At 36.0% G+C, this 15,551-nt stretch carries 12 protein-coding genes; 6 read left to right on the top strand and 6 right to left on the bottom strand.

What is annotated here, in order from left to right; genetic code table 11:
• Positions 1-158: 158 nt before the first annotated feature.
• The 5 genes from FNW21_RS15450 to FNW21_RS15430 form a co-directional block, all read right to left on the bottom strand.
• Complete coding sequence (locus FNW21_RS15450) at positions 159-1,112, bottom strand: transketolase family protein (RefSeq protein WP_144257653.1); 954 nt, start codon at positions 1,110-1,112, stop codon at positions 159-161.
• A gap of 84 nt (positions 1,113-1,196) precedes the next feature.
• Complete coding sequence (locus FNW21_RS15445) at positions 1,197-2,045, bottom strand: transketolase (protein WP_144257652.1); 849 nt, start codon at positions 2,043-2,045, stop codon at positions 1,197-1,199.
• Positions 2,046-2,199: 154 nt separating this feature from the next.
• Entirely contained in the window at positions 2,200-2,526 is a 327-nt protein-coding gene (locus FNW21_RS15440; RefSeq protein ID WP_144257651.1) for a rhodanese-like domain-containing protein, read from the bottom strand.
• Between the two features lie 128 nt (positions 2,527-2,654).
• On the bottom strand, positions 2,655-2,948 hold the full coding sequence (locus tag FNW21_RS15435; RefSeq protein ID WP_144257650.1) for a rhodanese-like domain-containing protein: 294 nt from the start codon (positions 2,946-2,948) through the stop codon (positions 2,655-2,657).
• 106 nt (positions 2,949-3,054) lie between these two features.
• Positions 3,055-3,495, bottom strand: a complete 441-nt coding sequence (locus tag FNW21_RS15430) for an endo-arabinase (protein ID WP_144257649.1) — start codon at positions 3,493-3,495, stop codon at positions 3,055-3,057.
• Positions 3,496-3,854: 359 nt separating this feature from the next.
• Here FNW21_RS15430 and tgt point away from each other — a divergent pair, with 359 nt between their 5' ends.
• From tgt to FNW21_RS15400, 6 genes are all read left to right on the top strand, one after another.
• Positions 3,855-4,985: a tRNA guanosine(34) transglycosylase Tgt gene (gene tgt / locus FNW21_RS15425; protein WP_144257654.1), complete on the top strand. Its 1,131-nt coding sequence runs from the start codon at positions 3,855-3,857 to the stop codon at positions 4,983-4,985.
• Positions 4,986-5,075: 90 nt separating this feature from the next.
• On the top strand, positions 5,076-6,167 hold the full coding sequence (locus tag FNW21_RS15420) for an LptF/LptG family permease (protein ID WP_144257648.1): 1,092 nt from the start codon (positions 5,076-5,078) through the stop codon (positions 6,165-6,167).
• Positions 6,154-7,038, top strand: coding sequence for a DMT family transporter (locus FNW21_RS15415; RefSeq protein WP_144257647.1), 885 nt, complete (start codon positions 6,154-6,156; stop codon positions 7,036-7,038). The genes FNW21_RS15420 and FNW21_RS15415 overlap by 14 nt, the downstream gene beginning before the upstream one ends.
• 120 nt (positions 7,039-7,158) lie before the next feature.
• A complete protein-coding gene (locus tag FNW21_RS15410) occupies positions 7,159-8,112 on the top strand; it encodes an acetyl-CoA carboxylase carboxyltransferase subunit alpha (protein WP_144257646.1) in 954 nt (317 codons plus the stop codon).
• Between the two features lie 140 nt (positions 8,113-8,252).
• Positions 8,253-10,823, top strand: a complete 2,571-nt coding sequence (gene dnaB / locus FNW21_RS15405) for a replicative DNA helicase (protein WP_144257645.1) — start codon at positions 8,253-8,255, stop codon at positions 10,821-10,823.
• A 458-nt stretch (positions 10,824-11,281) separates the two neighbouring features.
• Positions 11,282-12,544 (top strand): asparagine synthetase B, encoded by a 1,263-nt coding sequence (locus FNW21_RS15400; protein ID WP_144257644.1) that lies wholly within the window; start codon positions 11,282-11,284, stop codon positions 12,542-12,544.
• A 99-nt stretch (positions 12,545-12,643) separates the two neighbouring features.
• Here the strand turns inward: FNW21_RS15400 and FNW21_RS15395 are convergent, their stop codons facing one another.
• The gene (locus FNW21_RS15395; RefSeq protein WP_144257643.1) at positions 12,644-15,214 is read right to left on the bottom strand and encodes a DUF7619 domain-containing protein; all 2,571 of its coding nucleotides are present in this window, start codon (positions 15,212-15,214) and stop codon (positions 12,644-12,646) included.
• Between the last annotated feature and the right edge of the window lie 337 nt (positions 15,215-15,551).

Here is a 15,551-nt window from a genome sequence, read left to right as displayed (position 1 = left end):
AAAATCCCTAATCCGTCTAATTCCATACCCTAAAATTAAACCTTTTTATAACTTTCCACTAATTTAGGCGAAGAACCATAAAAAATCCCGTTACAATAAAATGTAACGGGATTTTTTTGCATATTTTTTAAAGTTTTACACTTTTCAAAAACTACCTATTATTTTCTAGCCAATACTTTTTCTACAGCGGCAACAATCGCTTGATTGTTTAGTTTGTATTTTTCCATGAGTTGTTCTGGAGTTCCGCTTTCGCCAAAGCTATCATTAACGGCAACAAACTCTTGAGGTGAGGGTTGGTTTAATGCCAAAACTCTAGAGATGCTTTCGCCAAGACCACCAAGAATATTATGTTCTTCGGCAGTAACGATACAGTTTGTTTTTGCCAATGATTTTAGAATCGCTTCTTCGTCTAAAGGTTTAATGGTGTGAATGTTGATTACTTCGGCAGAAATACCTTTGGCTTCCAATGCTTCTGCGGCTATTAATGCTTCCCAAACCAAATGTCCTGTTGCAACAATTGTCACATCAGTTCCTTCGCTTAATACAATTGCTTTTCCTATTACGAATTCCTCGTCTGCAGGCATAAAGTTAGGCACTACAGGACGCCCAAAACGCAAGTAAGCTGGGCCATGATGTTTAGCTAGAGCTAGTGTAGCCGCTTTGGTTTGATTGTAATCACATGTGTTGATTACGGTCATGCCTGGTAACATTTTCATCAATCCAATATCTTCTAGGATTTGGTGTGTTGCGCCGTCTTCACCAAGAGTTAATCCTGCGTGAGAGGCACAAATTTTTACATTTTTATCAGAATACGCAACCGATTGACGAATTTGATCATACACTCTTCCGGTAGAAAAGTTAGCGAAAGTTCCCGTAAATGGAATTTTTCCTCCAATGGTTAGTCCTGCTGCAATTCCAATCATGTTGGCCTCGGCAATTCCAATTTGGAAAAAACGTTCTGGATGATTTTTCTTGAAATCATCAAATTTTAAGGATCCAATTAAATCTGCGCAAAGTGCTACTACGTTTTCATTGGTTTGCCCTAATTCTGTCATTCCCGCTCCAAAACCTGAACGAGTATCTTTACTTCCTGTATTTGTATATTTTTTCATTTTTTAATTTTATTGAAAGATTAAAAAATTGAAGGATCAAAGAATTCTTAAAAAATTAGAAATCGTTAATCATCAATCTTCATTCTAGTAATCGGCTAAAGTAGAGGTGTTTTGACTCAAAGCGTTTGCTAATTGGTCATTATTAGGTGCTTTACCATGCCAAGCATGACTGTACATCATAAAATCTACACCGTTGCCCATTTCGGTATGCAACAATACACAAACTGGTTTTCCTTTTCCTGTTCTTGATTTTGCCTCTGTCATTCCAGCAATAATTGCCTCGAGGTTGTTTCCTTCTGTAATTTCAAGAACGTCCCAATCAAAAGCTTCAAATTTAGCACGAATGCTTCCCATACACAAAACTTCATCGGTAGTACCGTCAATTTGTTTTCCGTTAAGGTCGATAGTTGCAATAATATTGTCTACTTTTTTGGCCGAAGCATACATGATGGCTTCCCAGTTTTGACCTTCTTGCAATTCGCCATCACCGTGAAGTGTATAAATAAGGTGGTTATCACCGTTTAGCTTTTTGGCTTGTGCAGCCCCAATTCCTACCGATAATCCTTGTCCCAAAGATCCTGAAGCAATACGTACGCCAGGTAAAGCATCATGCGTTGTTGGGTGTCCTTGTAATCTCGTATTTATTAAACGAAAAGTTGCCAATTCAGCTACTGGAAAATAGCCGCTTCTAGCCAAAACGCTGTAAAATACAGGTGAAATATGGCCGTTTGAAAGGAAAAACAAGTCTTCTCCCAGACCGTTCATATCAAATCCTTCTTTGCGATCCATCAGGTTTTGGTACAAGGCTACTAAAAATTCGGTACATCCTAGAGAACCACCAGGGTGACCTGAATTGACAGCGTGTACCATTCGAAGAATATCTCTTCTTACTTGGATAGTTAAATCGTTTAATTGTTGTGTGTTAGGCTTCATTTTGTGTGTAAAAGTTAAACTCCCGCAAAAGTAATTTTTATTTTGGCGTAAGACAAATGAATTCAATAGAATTATTTGTAATGAGGATTTCAAGAGGCGTTTTTAAAAATCAATACTTTAAACACTTCTAGCATTGATTTTGTAACCGCATTTTTTAAAGTCTTGTTTGTATTTTATCTTGCAAACTACTCCAGCCACCGCCATTGTAAACTTGGGAATATCCATTGGAAGTTAGGATTTTTTTGGCAGCAGCACTTCGCATTCCAGAGGCACAACACGTTATTATGGGTTTGTTTTGATTGTTGCGTTGTGGTAAATTGTTTTTTAGAGTACCAACAGGGATGTTTATGGCTCCTTTTAAATGTCCGTTGGCAAATTCGTTTTGGCTACGAACATCGATAATAAGTGCTCCTTGTTCTAGCAATTCTGGGAAATTGACAGTGTTGCCTAATCCCAAAATTTTTTTGAGTATGTTGATCATTTTAAATAAGTCGAAGGTTTAAAAGTCGTAAAGTCAAAAGAAGCAATATGGTCAATACTAGTTCAAAATCAATCTATTGCTCCATTTTGTCAAATTTTTGAAACACGACATTATAGGATGATTGTTAATTAGTTTATTTTATTGGCTTGCGATTGCAAAAAATTAACTTGTAACCAAGAGCCGCCATTGTAGCATTCAAAACCGTGTTGCGACAAAAAATGTTGTGCTTGGCTACTGCGATTTCCAGAGGTACAACACAATATTAATGGTGTTTTTAGTTTTTGTAATTCTTCCATTCGTTGCTGAATTTCGCTCAAAGGGAAGTTTATAGCGTGTGCTATATGACCGCCCAGGAATTCTTCGGGTGTTCGTACGTCTACTATTGTGCCGTGGTTTTCTCGTATTAATTTTTCAACATTCATTGGGATTTTGTTTTTGGGTGTATTTTTTGTTGGCAAAAATACAATTGGGATTCCAGTCCGAATGTAACATTTGTTACACAAAACAGTCCAAATGGCGTCACTTGTTTTATCCTTTTTTGTACAAATGAATGGATTGACCCACTAGTTTCCATTGGCCCTTTATTTTTTCGAGTAATCGGATTTCGTAGGAATAGCTTTTGCTGCCATCCTTTGCGGTAGATTCCTCATCGTGACTTACCCAAGCCGTTTTGCCTTGTATGTTCATTTTAAAATTAGAACCTACTGCATAACCACCAGTGGGATTTGGTATGGGTTGTGTCATGTTTATTGGCGGAACATCATAGGTAGCGCCGTCAGGAGTCGAAACTAATATCCTGCTGTAGGGTTGTAGGTGCCAGCAAGCGGCATGGGTTTTGCTATCGCCAGAGCGCCAAGTTGCGGCTTCGGTTTCGAGTAGTTTTTTGATGGCTTCGGTTTCGGTTGGTTTGGATTGCAAACTCATTAGTAGCAAAGGAAGAAAGAAGCAGATTAGGAATTTGATTTTCATTTTTGAAATGGTTTTGGTTAAAATAAAATCCTATTTATAAAAAAATAGAAAGCTAAAGATACGTTTTTTAGTTGATGGATTTTGGATCTTTTTTTCAAAGGATTTGATGGAAAAAGCCACTTTGTGTTTTTGCTACACTACTTTTTAGAATAATTTTTCATTTTAAACCAAAATTAATTTATTGAAAATGGATTAAAGTTAGTAGCGTCCGAGTATTCTTTTTGTTGCATAATAGTGTTAATTGCATAACCTTAAAAATGTTTGCAAGTATCCCTCGTAATTTTTTAAATTATCTAATTTTCAAATTGTCTAATTACCTTATCTTTGCCATCCCGAATGGTCGGGAGAAAAACGAGAATATGAAATTTGATTTATTAAAAACCGATCCCCAATCCAAAGCAAGAGCTGGAAGCATAACTACAGATCACGGTGTGATTGAAACACCTATTTTTATGCCTGTAGGGACTGTGGGGTCTGTAAAAGGAGTACACCAACGCGAGTTGAAAAACGATATTAATCCTGATATTATACTAGGAAATACCTACCATTTATACCTGCGTCCGCAAACAGAAATTCTCGAAAAAGCAGGTGGTTTACATAAATTTATGAATTGGGATCGCAATATTTTGACCGATTCTGGTGGGTATCAAGTGTATTCGCTTTCGGCCAACCGAAAAATTAAAGAGGAAGGCGTAAAGTTTAAATCGCATATTGATGGTTCCTACCACTTTTTTACTCCCGAGAACGTAATGGAAATTCAGCGTACCATAGGTGCCGATATTATCATGGCTTTTGACGAATGTACGCCTTACCCATGTGATTACCGCTATGCACAGCGCTCCATGCACATGACGCACCGTTGGTTGGATCGCTGCATCAATCATTTGGATACGTTGCCATACAAATATGGATATGAGCAGACTTTTTTTCCAATTATTCAAGGAAGTACTTATAAAGATTTACGCCGACAATCAGCCGAATATATTGCCAATTCCAACCAACAAGGAAACGCCATTGGTGGATTATCTGTGGGCGAGCCTGCCGAGGAAATGTATGCCATGACCGAAGTGGTTTGTGAGGTTTTGCCCGAGGATAAACCCCGCTACTTAATGGGAGTAGGAACACCCATTAATATTCTTGAAAATATTGCTTTGGGAATTGACATGTTCGATTGTGTAATGCCTACCCGTAACGCTAGAAACGGCATGCTATTTACCGCAAATGGAAGCATTAATATTAAAAATAAAAAATGGGAAGCCGATTTCTCTCCAATAGACGAAATGGCAATTACCTATGTTGACACCGAATATTCCAAAGCCTACCTGCGTCACCTTTTTGCCGCCAATGAGTATTTAGGAAAACAAATTGCCACAATTCATAATCTTGGGTTTTATATGTGGCTGGTTCGTGAGGCTAGAAAACACATACTAGCAGGCGATTTTAGACCTTGGAAAGAAATGATGGTAAAAAACATGAGCCAACGATTGTAGCAATTAAGTTAAGCAATAATTAAAGTAAAAAAGCAATTTAACTTCCGCATAACCTACAACTTATAACCAATAACTTCCAACTGCTACGGTATGCAATTAACCATAATCGACAAGTACATTCTAAAACGGTATTTAGCCACTTTTGCGGTGATGCTATTGCTGTTTATCCCTATCGGAATTGTAGTGGATGTATCGGAGAAGATTAATAAAATGCTTGAAAACAAAGTTCCCTTTGTGCAAATAGCCATTTATTATTATCATTTTACTATTTATTTTGCTAGTTCATTATTTCCTATATTTTTGTTTTTGTCTATTATTTGGTTTACCTCCAAACTTGCTAACGATACCGAAATTATTGCCATTCTAGGTTCTGGAATCTCGTTTACCCGATTTTTGCGACCTTATATTATAGGAGCGTCGATTATTTCTGTTTTTGTGTTATTAATGGGGTTTTACGTGGTGCCCGTTTCGAGTGAAGGATTTAATAATTTTAGATATACGTATCTTCGAAATGGCGGAAAGGAACTCATGCACGGCGACAATGCCGATGTTTACCGGCAAATAAGCGACACCGAATTTATTTATGTAAATAGTTACAATTCGGATTCCAAAATGGCTTTTAATTTTTCGTTAGAGAAGTTCAAAAAAGAACAATTGCAGTATAAAATTACCGCTACCAGAATCAAATGGAATCCGAAAGAAAAAAATTATACGCTCTACGATTACACCAAACGAACGCTGGGCGAAATGGGAGATGTTATTGAAAAAGCACCCGAAAAAAAGGTCAAATTCAGTTTCGACTTGGAGGATTTGACTCCCGTAATTTATATCGCCGAAACCTTAAGTTTAGGTAAATTAAATGCTTTTATCGACAAAGAGCGCAAGCGAGGTTCCTCGAATATCAATGTGTATTTGGTAGTTTTATACAAGAAATTTAGCGTTCCGGTTTCGGCTTTTATCTTAACGATAATTGCTGTTTCTGTATCGGCTATGAAGCGTCGTGGCGGAATGGGAACTAATTTAGCTATAGGAATCGCTTTGGCATTTGCGTTTGTGTTTTTTGATAAAATTTTTGGAACCATTGCCGAAAAATCTACTTTTTCGCCCTTATTGGCCGTTTGGTTGCCTAATATTTTCTTTGGCATTTTAGCCATTTACTTACTTCGAAATGCGAAACGATAATTTAAAAAGTTACTTAAACCTGCACTTAATTGTTTTTATTTGGGGGTTTACCGCCATTTTAGGCGCTTTGATTACCATTCCGTCTGATTTTTTGGTTTGGTATAGAATGGGTTTTGCTACGATTTTTTTGGCTCTGTTTTTAGGAATCAAAAAAAAATCGTTCCAAATATCCTTTAGCGCAGTCCTACAATTAATTTTTGTGGGTTTGCTTATTGCGTTGCACTGGATCTTTTTTTTTGCAGCTATAAAATGCTCCACAGTTTCCATAACACTTTCGGTTTTTTCGTTGGGAGCCTTTTTTGCTTCGCTGCTGGAACCTATTTTTTATGGTCGAAAAGTGCTCTGGTACGAAGTCTTTTTTGGACTCATTATCATTGCTGGATTGGGGTTGATTATGCAAGTCGAAATCAATTATGTCAACGGTATGTTGCTGGCTTTGGTGTCCATTATACTTGGGGTTGTGTTCACTTTGATTAACGGAAAATTAATAGCCAATCACGATCCATCGGTGATTTCTTTTTATGAATTTTTGGCTGGGTTTACATTTATAACGCTCTATTTTATTGGCAAAGGAAATTTCAGCAGCGATTTTTTTATGCTAACGACCAAAAATTGGATTTTACTACTCCTTTTGGCCTCGGTTTGTACTGCTTATGCCTTTACGGCTTCGGTCAAAGTAATGCAGCGATTAACGCCCTACACGGTGATGTTGACTACGAATCTGGAACCGGTTTACGGCATTATTTTGGCCTATTTTATCATTGGCGGAAAAGAAAAAATGAGCACTGAATTTTATATTGGCGCAGGTATCATTGTGATCACAGTAGTGCTAAATGGCGTGATGAAACACTATCAAAAAAAATCAGAATAAGAGGTATTAAGAAGCAATTAATTTTGAGTTAAATAAAAAATAATCTTTTGGAACGATTTTAAATTTTATATTTGCAGTTCCAAAATAAATTTAAAAACAAAAATAAAACGCACAAATCCTATGGAATATTTAGATTTTGAGCTTCCTATAAAAGAGTTAGAAGAGCAGTTAGAAAAATGCGTCGTTATTGGTAAAGAATCGGATGTTGATGTCACCAATACGTGCAAGCAAATCAACAAAAAATTAGAAGAAACCAAGCGTCATATATACAAGCATTTAACGGCTTGGCAACGAGTACAACTCTCACGACACCCCAATAGACCCTATACTTTAGATCATATAAAAGCACTTTGTGGCGACACATTCCTAGAATTGCATGGCGATAGAGGTTTTAAAGATGATAAAGCCATGATTGGTGGTTTAGGCAAAATTGCAGGACAATCCTTTATGATTGTTGGACAACAAAAAGGGACTAATACCAAAACTCGTCAGTATCGAAATTTTGGAATGGCAAATCCCGAAGGCTATAGAAAAGCCTTGCGATTGATGAAAATGGCCGAGAAATTTGGAATCCCAGTATTGACTTTAATCGATACTCCCGGTGCTTACCCAGGTTTAGAAGCCGAAGAACGGGGACAAGGCGAAGCCATAGCAAGAAATATTTTTGAAATGGTACGTTTGAAAGTGCCTATTATTACTATTATTGTTGGCGAAGGAGCATCAGGAGGTGCTTTAGGAATAGGTGTTGGAGATAAAGTATACATGCTCGAAAACACATGGTACTCGGTAATTTCACCTGAATCGTGTTCCTCCATTTTATGGAAAAGTTGGGAGTATAAAGAGCAAGCAGCCGAAGCCCTGAAACTAACTTCCTCCGATATGAAAAAACAAAAATTAGTAGACGATATTATACCAGAACCTTTGGGTGGCGCCCATTATGATCGTGCCACGACTTTCAAAACGGTAGAGCAATATATCATGAAAGGGTACAATGAATTGAAAGACTTATCAACAGCCGATTTAATTGCTCAAAGGATGGACAAATACACCAAAATGGGTGATTTTAAAGAGTAAAATAGTACAAATTCAATTACAGTCCGAAGCCTTACCGTTTCGGATTTTTTTTGGGTTATTAACAACGAATGCCAGTTTATAAACATTTTTTAGTAATAACTCAATAGCTATTTTTTTTAATTTTTAGTTACTTTCGCTCCATGGAAAACTTCAAAAACATTAGCCCTATAAAGGTCGATAAAACAACAATCATTAACCTTGAAAAAGGCAAATTACCTCCGCAAGTATTAGACCTAGAAGAGGCTGTGCTTGGCGCCATGATGATTGATAAAAAAGGAGTTGATGAGGTAATTGATATTTTACAACCCGATGCTTTTTATAAAGAAGCACACAAACATATCTTTGAGGCTATCGTTCAGCTCTTTACGGATTCGCAACCCATTGACTTATTAACAGTTTCGGCGCAGCTCCGCAAAAATGCCAAATTGGATCTCTCTGGAGGGGATTTTTATTTAATTCAGCTTACGCAAAAAATTTCGTCCTCGGCGCACATCGAATTTCACTCTCGAATCATTCTACAAAAATTTATTCAACGCAGTTTGATACGGATTTCCTCCGAAATTATAGAAGAATCCTACGATGAAACAACTGATGTTTTTGATTTATTAGACAAAGCCGAATCGAAACTTTATGAAGTTACACAGGGAAATGTCAAACGTAGTTCCGAAACTGCACAAAGTTTAGTGCTGCAAGCCAAAAAACGAATCGAAGAAATAGCTGGTCAAGAAGGATTAAGCGGAATCGCCACGGGATTCGAGAAGTTAGACAAGATTACCTCGGGTTGGCAACCAAGTGATTTAATCATTATTGCGGCTCGACCTGGGATGGGGAAATGTTTAGGAAAAGGGACAAAAGTCTTGCTATTTGATGGTTCGTTGCAAAAAGTGGAAGCTATTCAACAAGGTGATTTATTGATGGGAGATGACTCTACGCCACGAAAAGTGCTATCAATTGCCCGTGGACGAGAGCAAATGTATTGGATTCATCAAAATAAAGCGATGTCTTATCGAGTGAACGAAAGTCATATTTTATCTTTAAAAAGAAGTAGAAATGAAGGCAATCACAAGAAAGGGGATGTCCTCAATATTACGGTTAAAGACTATTTAACTAAATCAGATAAATTCAAATCTAATTATAAAGGATATAAAGTTGCGGTCGAATTCGAAGAAAAAAACCTACCATTAGAACCTTATTATTTAGGATTGTGGTTGGGTGACGGTCATTCCTACAGCCAAAGAATCACAAATATTGATAACGAAGTTGTGGCATACCTTAATGAATATGCCACGCAATTAGAGTCAGAGTTGGTCACTTATTTACAGGAAAACAGAACCGCAAATTATTCAATCATAAACCGAAATAAATATGTTTCTGAAGAATTTAATACTTGTATTCAAACAGAATTGCGACAACTAAATTTGATTCAGAACAAACACATTCCGCAACAGTATTTAGTGAATGCCACAAAAAACCGATTGGAACTTTTAGCAGGAATTATAGATTCGGATGGGCATTACTCATCGGAATTTAACTGTTTTGAAATTGTTCAAAAGAATGAACTACTAGCACAACAAATAAAATTCCTTTGTGATTCGTTAGGCTTTAGAACCTCTTTAAAAAAGAAAAAAACTTCAATTAAAGCCACAGGTTTTGAAGGAGAAGCTTTTAGAATTAGGATTTTTGGCAATTTAGATTCCATTCCTACCAAAATTGAGCGTAAAAAAGCCAGAAAAGGCACTACCAAGATAGATTGGAAAGTTACAGGAATTCAAGTAGAGGCTGATATTGTTGATGATTATTATGGTTTCGAAATAGACGGAAATAGATTATTTCTTTTAGAGGATATGACCGTAACTCATAATACTGCGTTTGTACTTTCAATGGCTCGAAATATCGCTATCGATTTTGGAAAACCGGTTGCTTTATTCTCCCTCGAGATGTCTTCGGTTCAGTTGATTACAAGGTTGATATCCTCCGAAACCGGTTTGTCATCAGAGAAATTGCGTACTGGAAAACTAGAAAAACACGAGTGGGAACAATTGAGTACCAAAGTAAAAAATCTAGAAAAAGCTCCTTTGTATATCGATGATTCACCCTCACTTTCTATTTTTGACTTGCGTGCAAAATGCAGACGTTTGGCCTCGCAACACGGCATAAAACTAATCATTGTCGATTATTTGCAATTGATGACTGCCGGAGGAAACGGAAAAGGGGGCGGGAATAGAGAGCAAGAAATTTCTACAATTTCTAGAAACTTAAAAGCATTGGCCAAGGAATTAAGCGTTCCAGTAATTGCATTGTCCCAGTTGTCCCGTGCTGTTGAAACCCGTGGTTCTAGTAAGAGACCACTGCTTTCGGATCTTCGGGAATCGGGTGCAATTGAGCAAGATGCAGATATTGTTTCCTTTATTTACCGACCTGAATATTATAAAATTGACGAATGGGACGATGATGAACAATCGCCAACAGCTGGTCAAGCCGAGTTTATTATTGCCAAACACAGGAATGGTTCGCTCGAAAACATCCGATTGAAATTTATTGGTAATCTGGGTAAATTTGACAATCTTGAAGATTATTCAGGTGGCGATGATTATTTGCCATCGACCATGAATTTAGGTCATGACGACAATCCGTTTAAAAACTTGCCATCTCCAAATGAAGCTTTTGGAAGCAATTTGAATAACAACGATGACAGCGATGTTCCGTTTTAATACTTTTAGCCACACAATTCTATTTAACTTTTCTTTTTAATTTCTGAAAAGCAATATAATCTGTGGAAAAAAAATAATTTGCAACCTTGTTTTCATAATGTAGCTGCCTTCTTTATATTTTTGGTATTAACTAGTAACGAAAAACTTCCCTCATTTAAAGAAAAAGAAATTCAATAGACAGAATATAAAAAACAGCCAGTAGCAATAGGAACAAACCAATTCCTATTTTGCGTAGGTTGTTGGGGTTTTTGAACGGATTTTTTATGGTTTTCTTGGGCATATCTATTTCTATTTAATACCAATACTATTGCACATGTGCAGTATTGTATGGGTTTATAAACCGGTTTTTACTCTGATATACGTAGTGTTTTGGATTTTGGATTTAAAAAAAATGAATTTTTGTAACTAGAATTAAAAAAAAGCGCTACTTCCTTTTATCTTTGGTAAAAAAAATCACAATGCTACCCAAACCTTTACTGTATATTCTGTTTTTGTTGGTTTCATTTGGTGCTAAAGCCTCCTTTATTTTGCTGCCAATGGACGAAACCACACAACAAAACCACCTGAAAGCCTACGGAATTACCTATTGGTGTTTGGATAAGAACTATAAAGCCAGTTGGTTACTCAACTACCGTGGCGGTTCCTTCTTATTGCCAGATGCGACTGAAATCAGGAAAGAATGCCAAATTCGGGGTGTGAGTTTTGAAATCCTTTCGGATGGTGAGGAAGCGGCAATTTTGAACGAAATTTCGAGTCCCTCCCAAAATATGGAAACAGTAATTCTAGAAAAAGCACCCAAAATCGCCGTATATACTCCCAAAGGCAAGCATCCTTGGGACGACGCAGTAACATTAGTTTTGACTTATGCCGAAATTCCATTTACCCCAATTTATGACGAAGAGGTCTTGAACGATCAGCTTTTGCTTTACGATTGGTTGCATTTGCATCACGAGGATTTTACGGGGCAATACGGAAAATTTTATGGTGCATACAAAAATGCGCCATGGTATTTAGAACAAAAAGCAACTTCCGAAGCGCTTGCAACGCAACTGGGATACAGCAAAGTTTCGCAGGAAAAAGGAGCAGTTGCCAAAAAAATAAGAGATTTTGTTGTAGGAGGCGGTTTTATGTTTGCCATGTGTTCCGCAACCGATAGTTTTGATATTGCCTTGGCTGCTGATGGCGTTGATATTTGCGAAGCCATGTTTGACGGGGATGCCAGTGAGGCAAATTACCAATCGAAATTAAATTACGGAAATTCCTTTGCTTTCAAAAATTTTACTTTGGAACGAAAACCAGAACAATATGAGTTTTCGGATATTGATATGACCCAGAAACGCCGAATTCCCATGGAGAAAGATTATTTTACATTGATGGAATTCTCGGCAAAATGGGATCCGATTCCGAGTATGTTGTGTCAAAATCACACCCAACTCGTCAAAGGATTTATGGGGCAAACTACGGCTTTTGATCCTGAATTTATCAAATCCAATGTGCTTATTTTAGGAACCTGTGAACTCAATGGCGAAGCGCGATACATTCATGGCGAAAAAGGAAAAGGAATGTTTACCTTTTATTCAGGTCATGATCCTGAAGATTTTCAGCATCAAGTGGGGGATCCAGCTACCGTTTTGGATTTGCATCCCAATTCCCCAGGCTACCGTTTGATTTTGAATAATGTGCTATTTCCTGCCGCTAAAAAGAAAAAACAGAAAACGTGATTTTTTTTAAAAAGCAAAAGATAAAAAACAAATCCCCCAAAAAAATTCCAAAATAGAAATCTCAAAAAGAGATAGCTCAATTATGTGTTTTTTTATTGATTATTCTTTTAGGAATTGTGTTGACCAATTTCCATTTACGGCACTTATTTTTAGAATGTACAGTCCTTTTTTTAGTCCAGAAACAGGAATGATTGCAGTTGTTTTGGGTGATATGAAGGTTTGAAGGAGTTGCCCGAGTGTGTTGTAAATTTCGATAGAATTTATTTCGGATTGATTTTTTGAAATTAGATTCAAATTGTCTTTAACTGGGTTCGGATAAACTGTAAAAAAATCAGAAAAATTATTTTCTTCAACTTGTAACGTTTGAATACTCGTTGTAGCCGTATTTGTCGTAATAGGTGCCTCGTAATCGAAATATACTTGTGCCGAATTGTTTATTTTTTCAATATTTGAAACGGAAGTTTTTGTTTTAATTTTAAAAGCAACATAGCCTTTATTGGTATTTTCAGCAAAAGGTAAATTAATGTTTTCGAATAAAAAAGCAACATTATTAGTGTTAGTTATTTTTGTAGTAAATGAATTGCTGGAATAAAGAGGGATAAGTGTGGTTATGTCAAACTTTGATGTATCGATTATATCTTCAACTACTATATTTTTGGCAATGGTGGAACCTGAATTTTCAAAACGAATCATATAATGCAAATAGTCTCCTAGATTTTCGGGTGTTATGGAATGGCCTTCCAAGCAAATTTTAGCATTTTTATTTAAAATAGTCGCAACAACTTGGGTCAATTGAAAGCTATTATCAGCAGGTGTTATGTCGAGCACATTGGTAATATTGGTACTATAATTTAATTGATAATCAGCAGGAATAGTGCTTTTAACTTTAAAGGTTACTGTTATTGTTTGTGTTTCTTGTGGTTTCAAATTTGTAAAATTCCACATCAAGTTAGTGGCACTTTGTGAGGAAATTAGAGGATTTGTTGTTGTTACATTTAACGCGTTGCCATCAAAATTTAACGAAACAACTCCAGATTGTATAACGGTTCCTTTGTTTTTATAAACGATTTTGTAACTGCTGTCAAAACTGGCTCTAGCATTGTCTAATGGCAAAATGTTTATTTCTAAATCACTGTGATTGCCATTTGGTGCAATGCAAAATGAGGAATTAAAGGAAGTTCCTGCATCTGGAAAAGTAACGGTACTACTTGCTGGTGTAATTGTGTAATAATTTGGATTTTCAAGTTGTGGCTGTAGCGTATACGTTCCTGCAGTTAAACCAAAAGAATAAAAGCCAGTTGTATTGGCAATAAAATTGGTTTTGGTAATTCCATCATCAAGTAATACTTTGAGATTTTGAAAATTAATATCCAAAACGTCACAACCAGTAGAATTACTATCATATTTATTACTGCCTTCAATGCTGTAATAATTTCCTCCTGGAACAAAGATACAGTATGAATTCACTTCGCAATTTGTATAGTTATTATTTAGAATTTCTTCCTCAATATAGGCTGTTTCAAGTTCATCGGCACAAATATAGTTTAGATTTGGGTTTCCTGAAAAGTCAAGAAAACCCTCGCTGCTTCCATTTTTTAGAAAAAGAGTATTGAGGTTATTATTAGCAACTAGCAATGTTTGTAATTGTGTTTGATTGTTGGTGTTCAGCGTATTAAGGATGTTGTTGTTGCAATATAATGATTGGAGGTTTGTAAGCCCATTTAGGTCTACTGTTTGAATCTTGTTGGTATTACAATCCAACACTTTTAGATTTTTTAGTTCAGTAACAAGCAGTGATTGCAAATTATTATTGGCACAATACAAATACGTTAGGGCATCTAAATTGGAAGTATTTAGAGTAGTTAACTGGTTATTATTGCAGTTTAAAGTAGTTATGTTCTCTAATCCTGCTACAGTTAATGTTGTTAATTTGTTAGTACTGCAAGCTAAATTATTTAAATTCAACAAACTAGTAACAGTAAGGGTGGAGAGCAAATTAAAATTACAGTTCAAACTCACTATATTAGTAATTTTGCTGAAATCAAGTGCAGTTAAACTATTCGAACTACAATCTAGTGTCAATAAGCTAATTAAATCATCTAAATTCAAAGTAGAAATGGCATTGCTATTACAAAGTAGTGATTGAAGGTTATTCAAATTGTTTACACTCAAAGTAGTCAGTTTATTATCACTACAATTTAGGGTGAGTAGATTCAATAAATCGTTTGCATTTAAGGTCGTTAATTGATTGGATTGACAATACAGATTTTGAAGATTAGTTGCCCCGTTTAGGGTAAGTGTAACTAGATTATTGTTATCACAAACTAAATCGGTTAGAATTTTTAAATGACTGATATCCAAATTGCTAATTGCATTATTGCTGCATTCTATAGTTACTAAATTTATAAAATTTTCAATTCCCAATAAGGAGGTAATTTCAGAATTATTGAGTTCCAAATAACTTACTTGTGCGGCCTCATTAAGTTCTATTTCTCCATTTTTATTAACATCAATTGCAAAATAATCATCGGATAAGTTTCGTGCGATTGTATTAGTCACATCGGATTGAACTAATTTGGATTTAAAGTTAGCGTCAGAAAAAGATATGGGTTGTGCTTGTAATGAGGCTATTATAAAGAATATGAAAAGTAAAAAGTATCTTTTTTTCATTTTTAAGTTTTAATGCATAAAATTAAATTTTGATGTTACTATTGATGTAAGTTGGATGTTATAAAAAGGTTATGTTTTTGGTTTGAGTACAGCACACGCTACCGAAACCATATTTTAGTTTCCTTTTTTGGGAAATAAAAACAGCTTAACATTCCTTCTAGTGCACCAACACTATTTTATGAGCAGTATTAGCATTAAAAGGGACACTTTTTTTGAAAGAAAATCAGCGTTCTATAACCAAAAAAAAAGCTACCTATTACAGTAGTCATGGTCGGAAGAAATTCCGACCATTTTTATTTCAAGTTTTAAAGACTTTGGCAGGGTCTCCACCAGCAAA

It is taken from the genome of Flavobacterium restrictum (assembly GCF_007097245.1).
In the GTDB taxonomy this organism is placed as follows: Bacteria; Bacteroidota; Bacteroidia; order Flavobacteriales; family Flavobacteriaceae; genus Flavobacterium; species Flavobacterium restrictum.
Note: the sequence above shows the minus strand (reverse complement) of the source record. Positions and strands in the feature narration are given on the sequence as shown.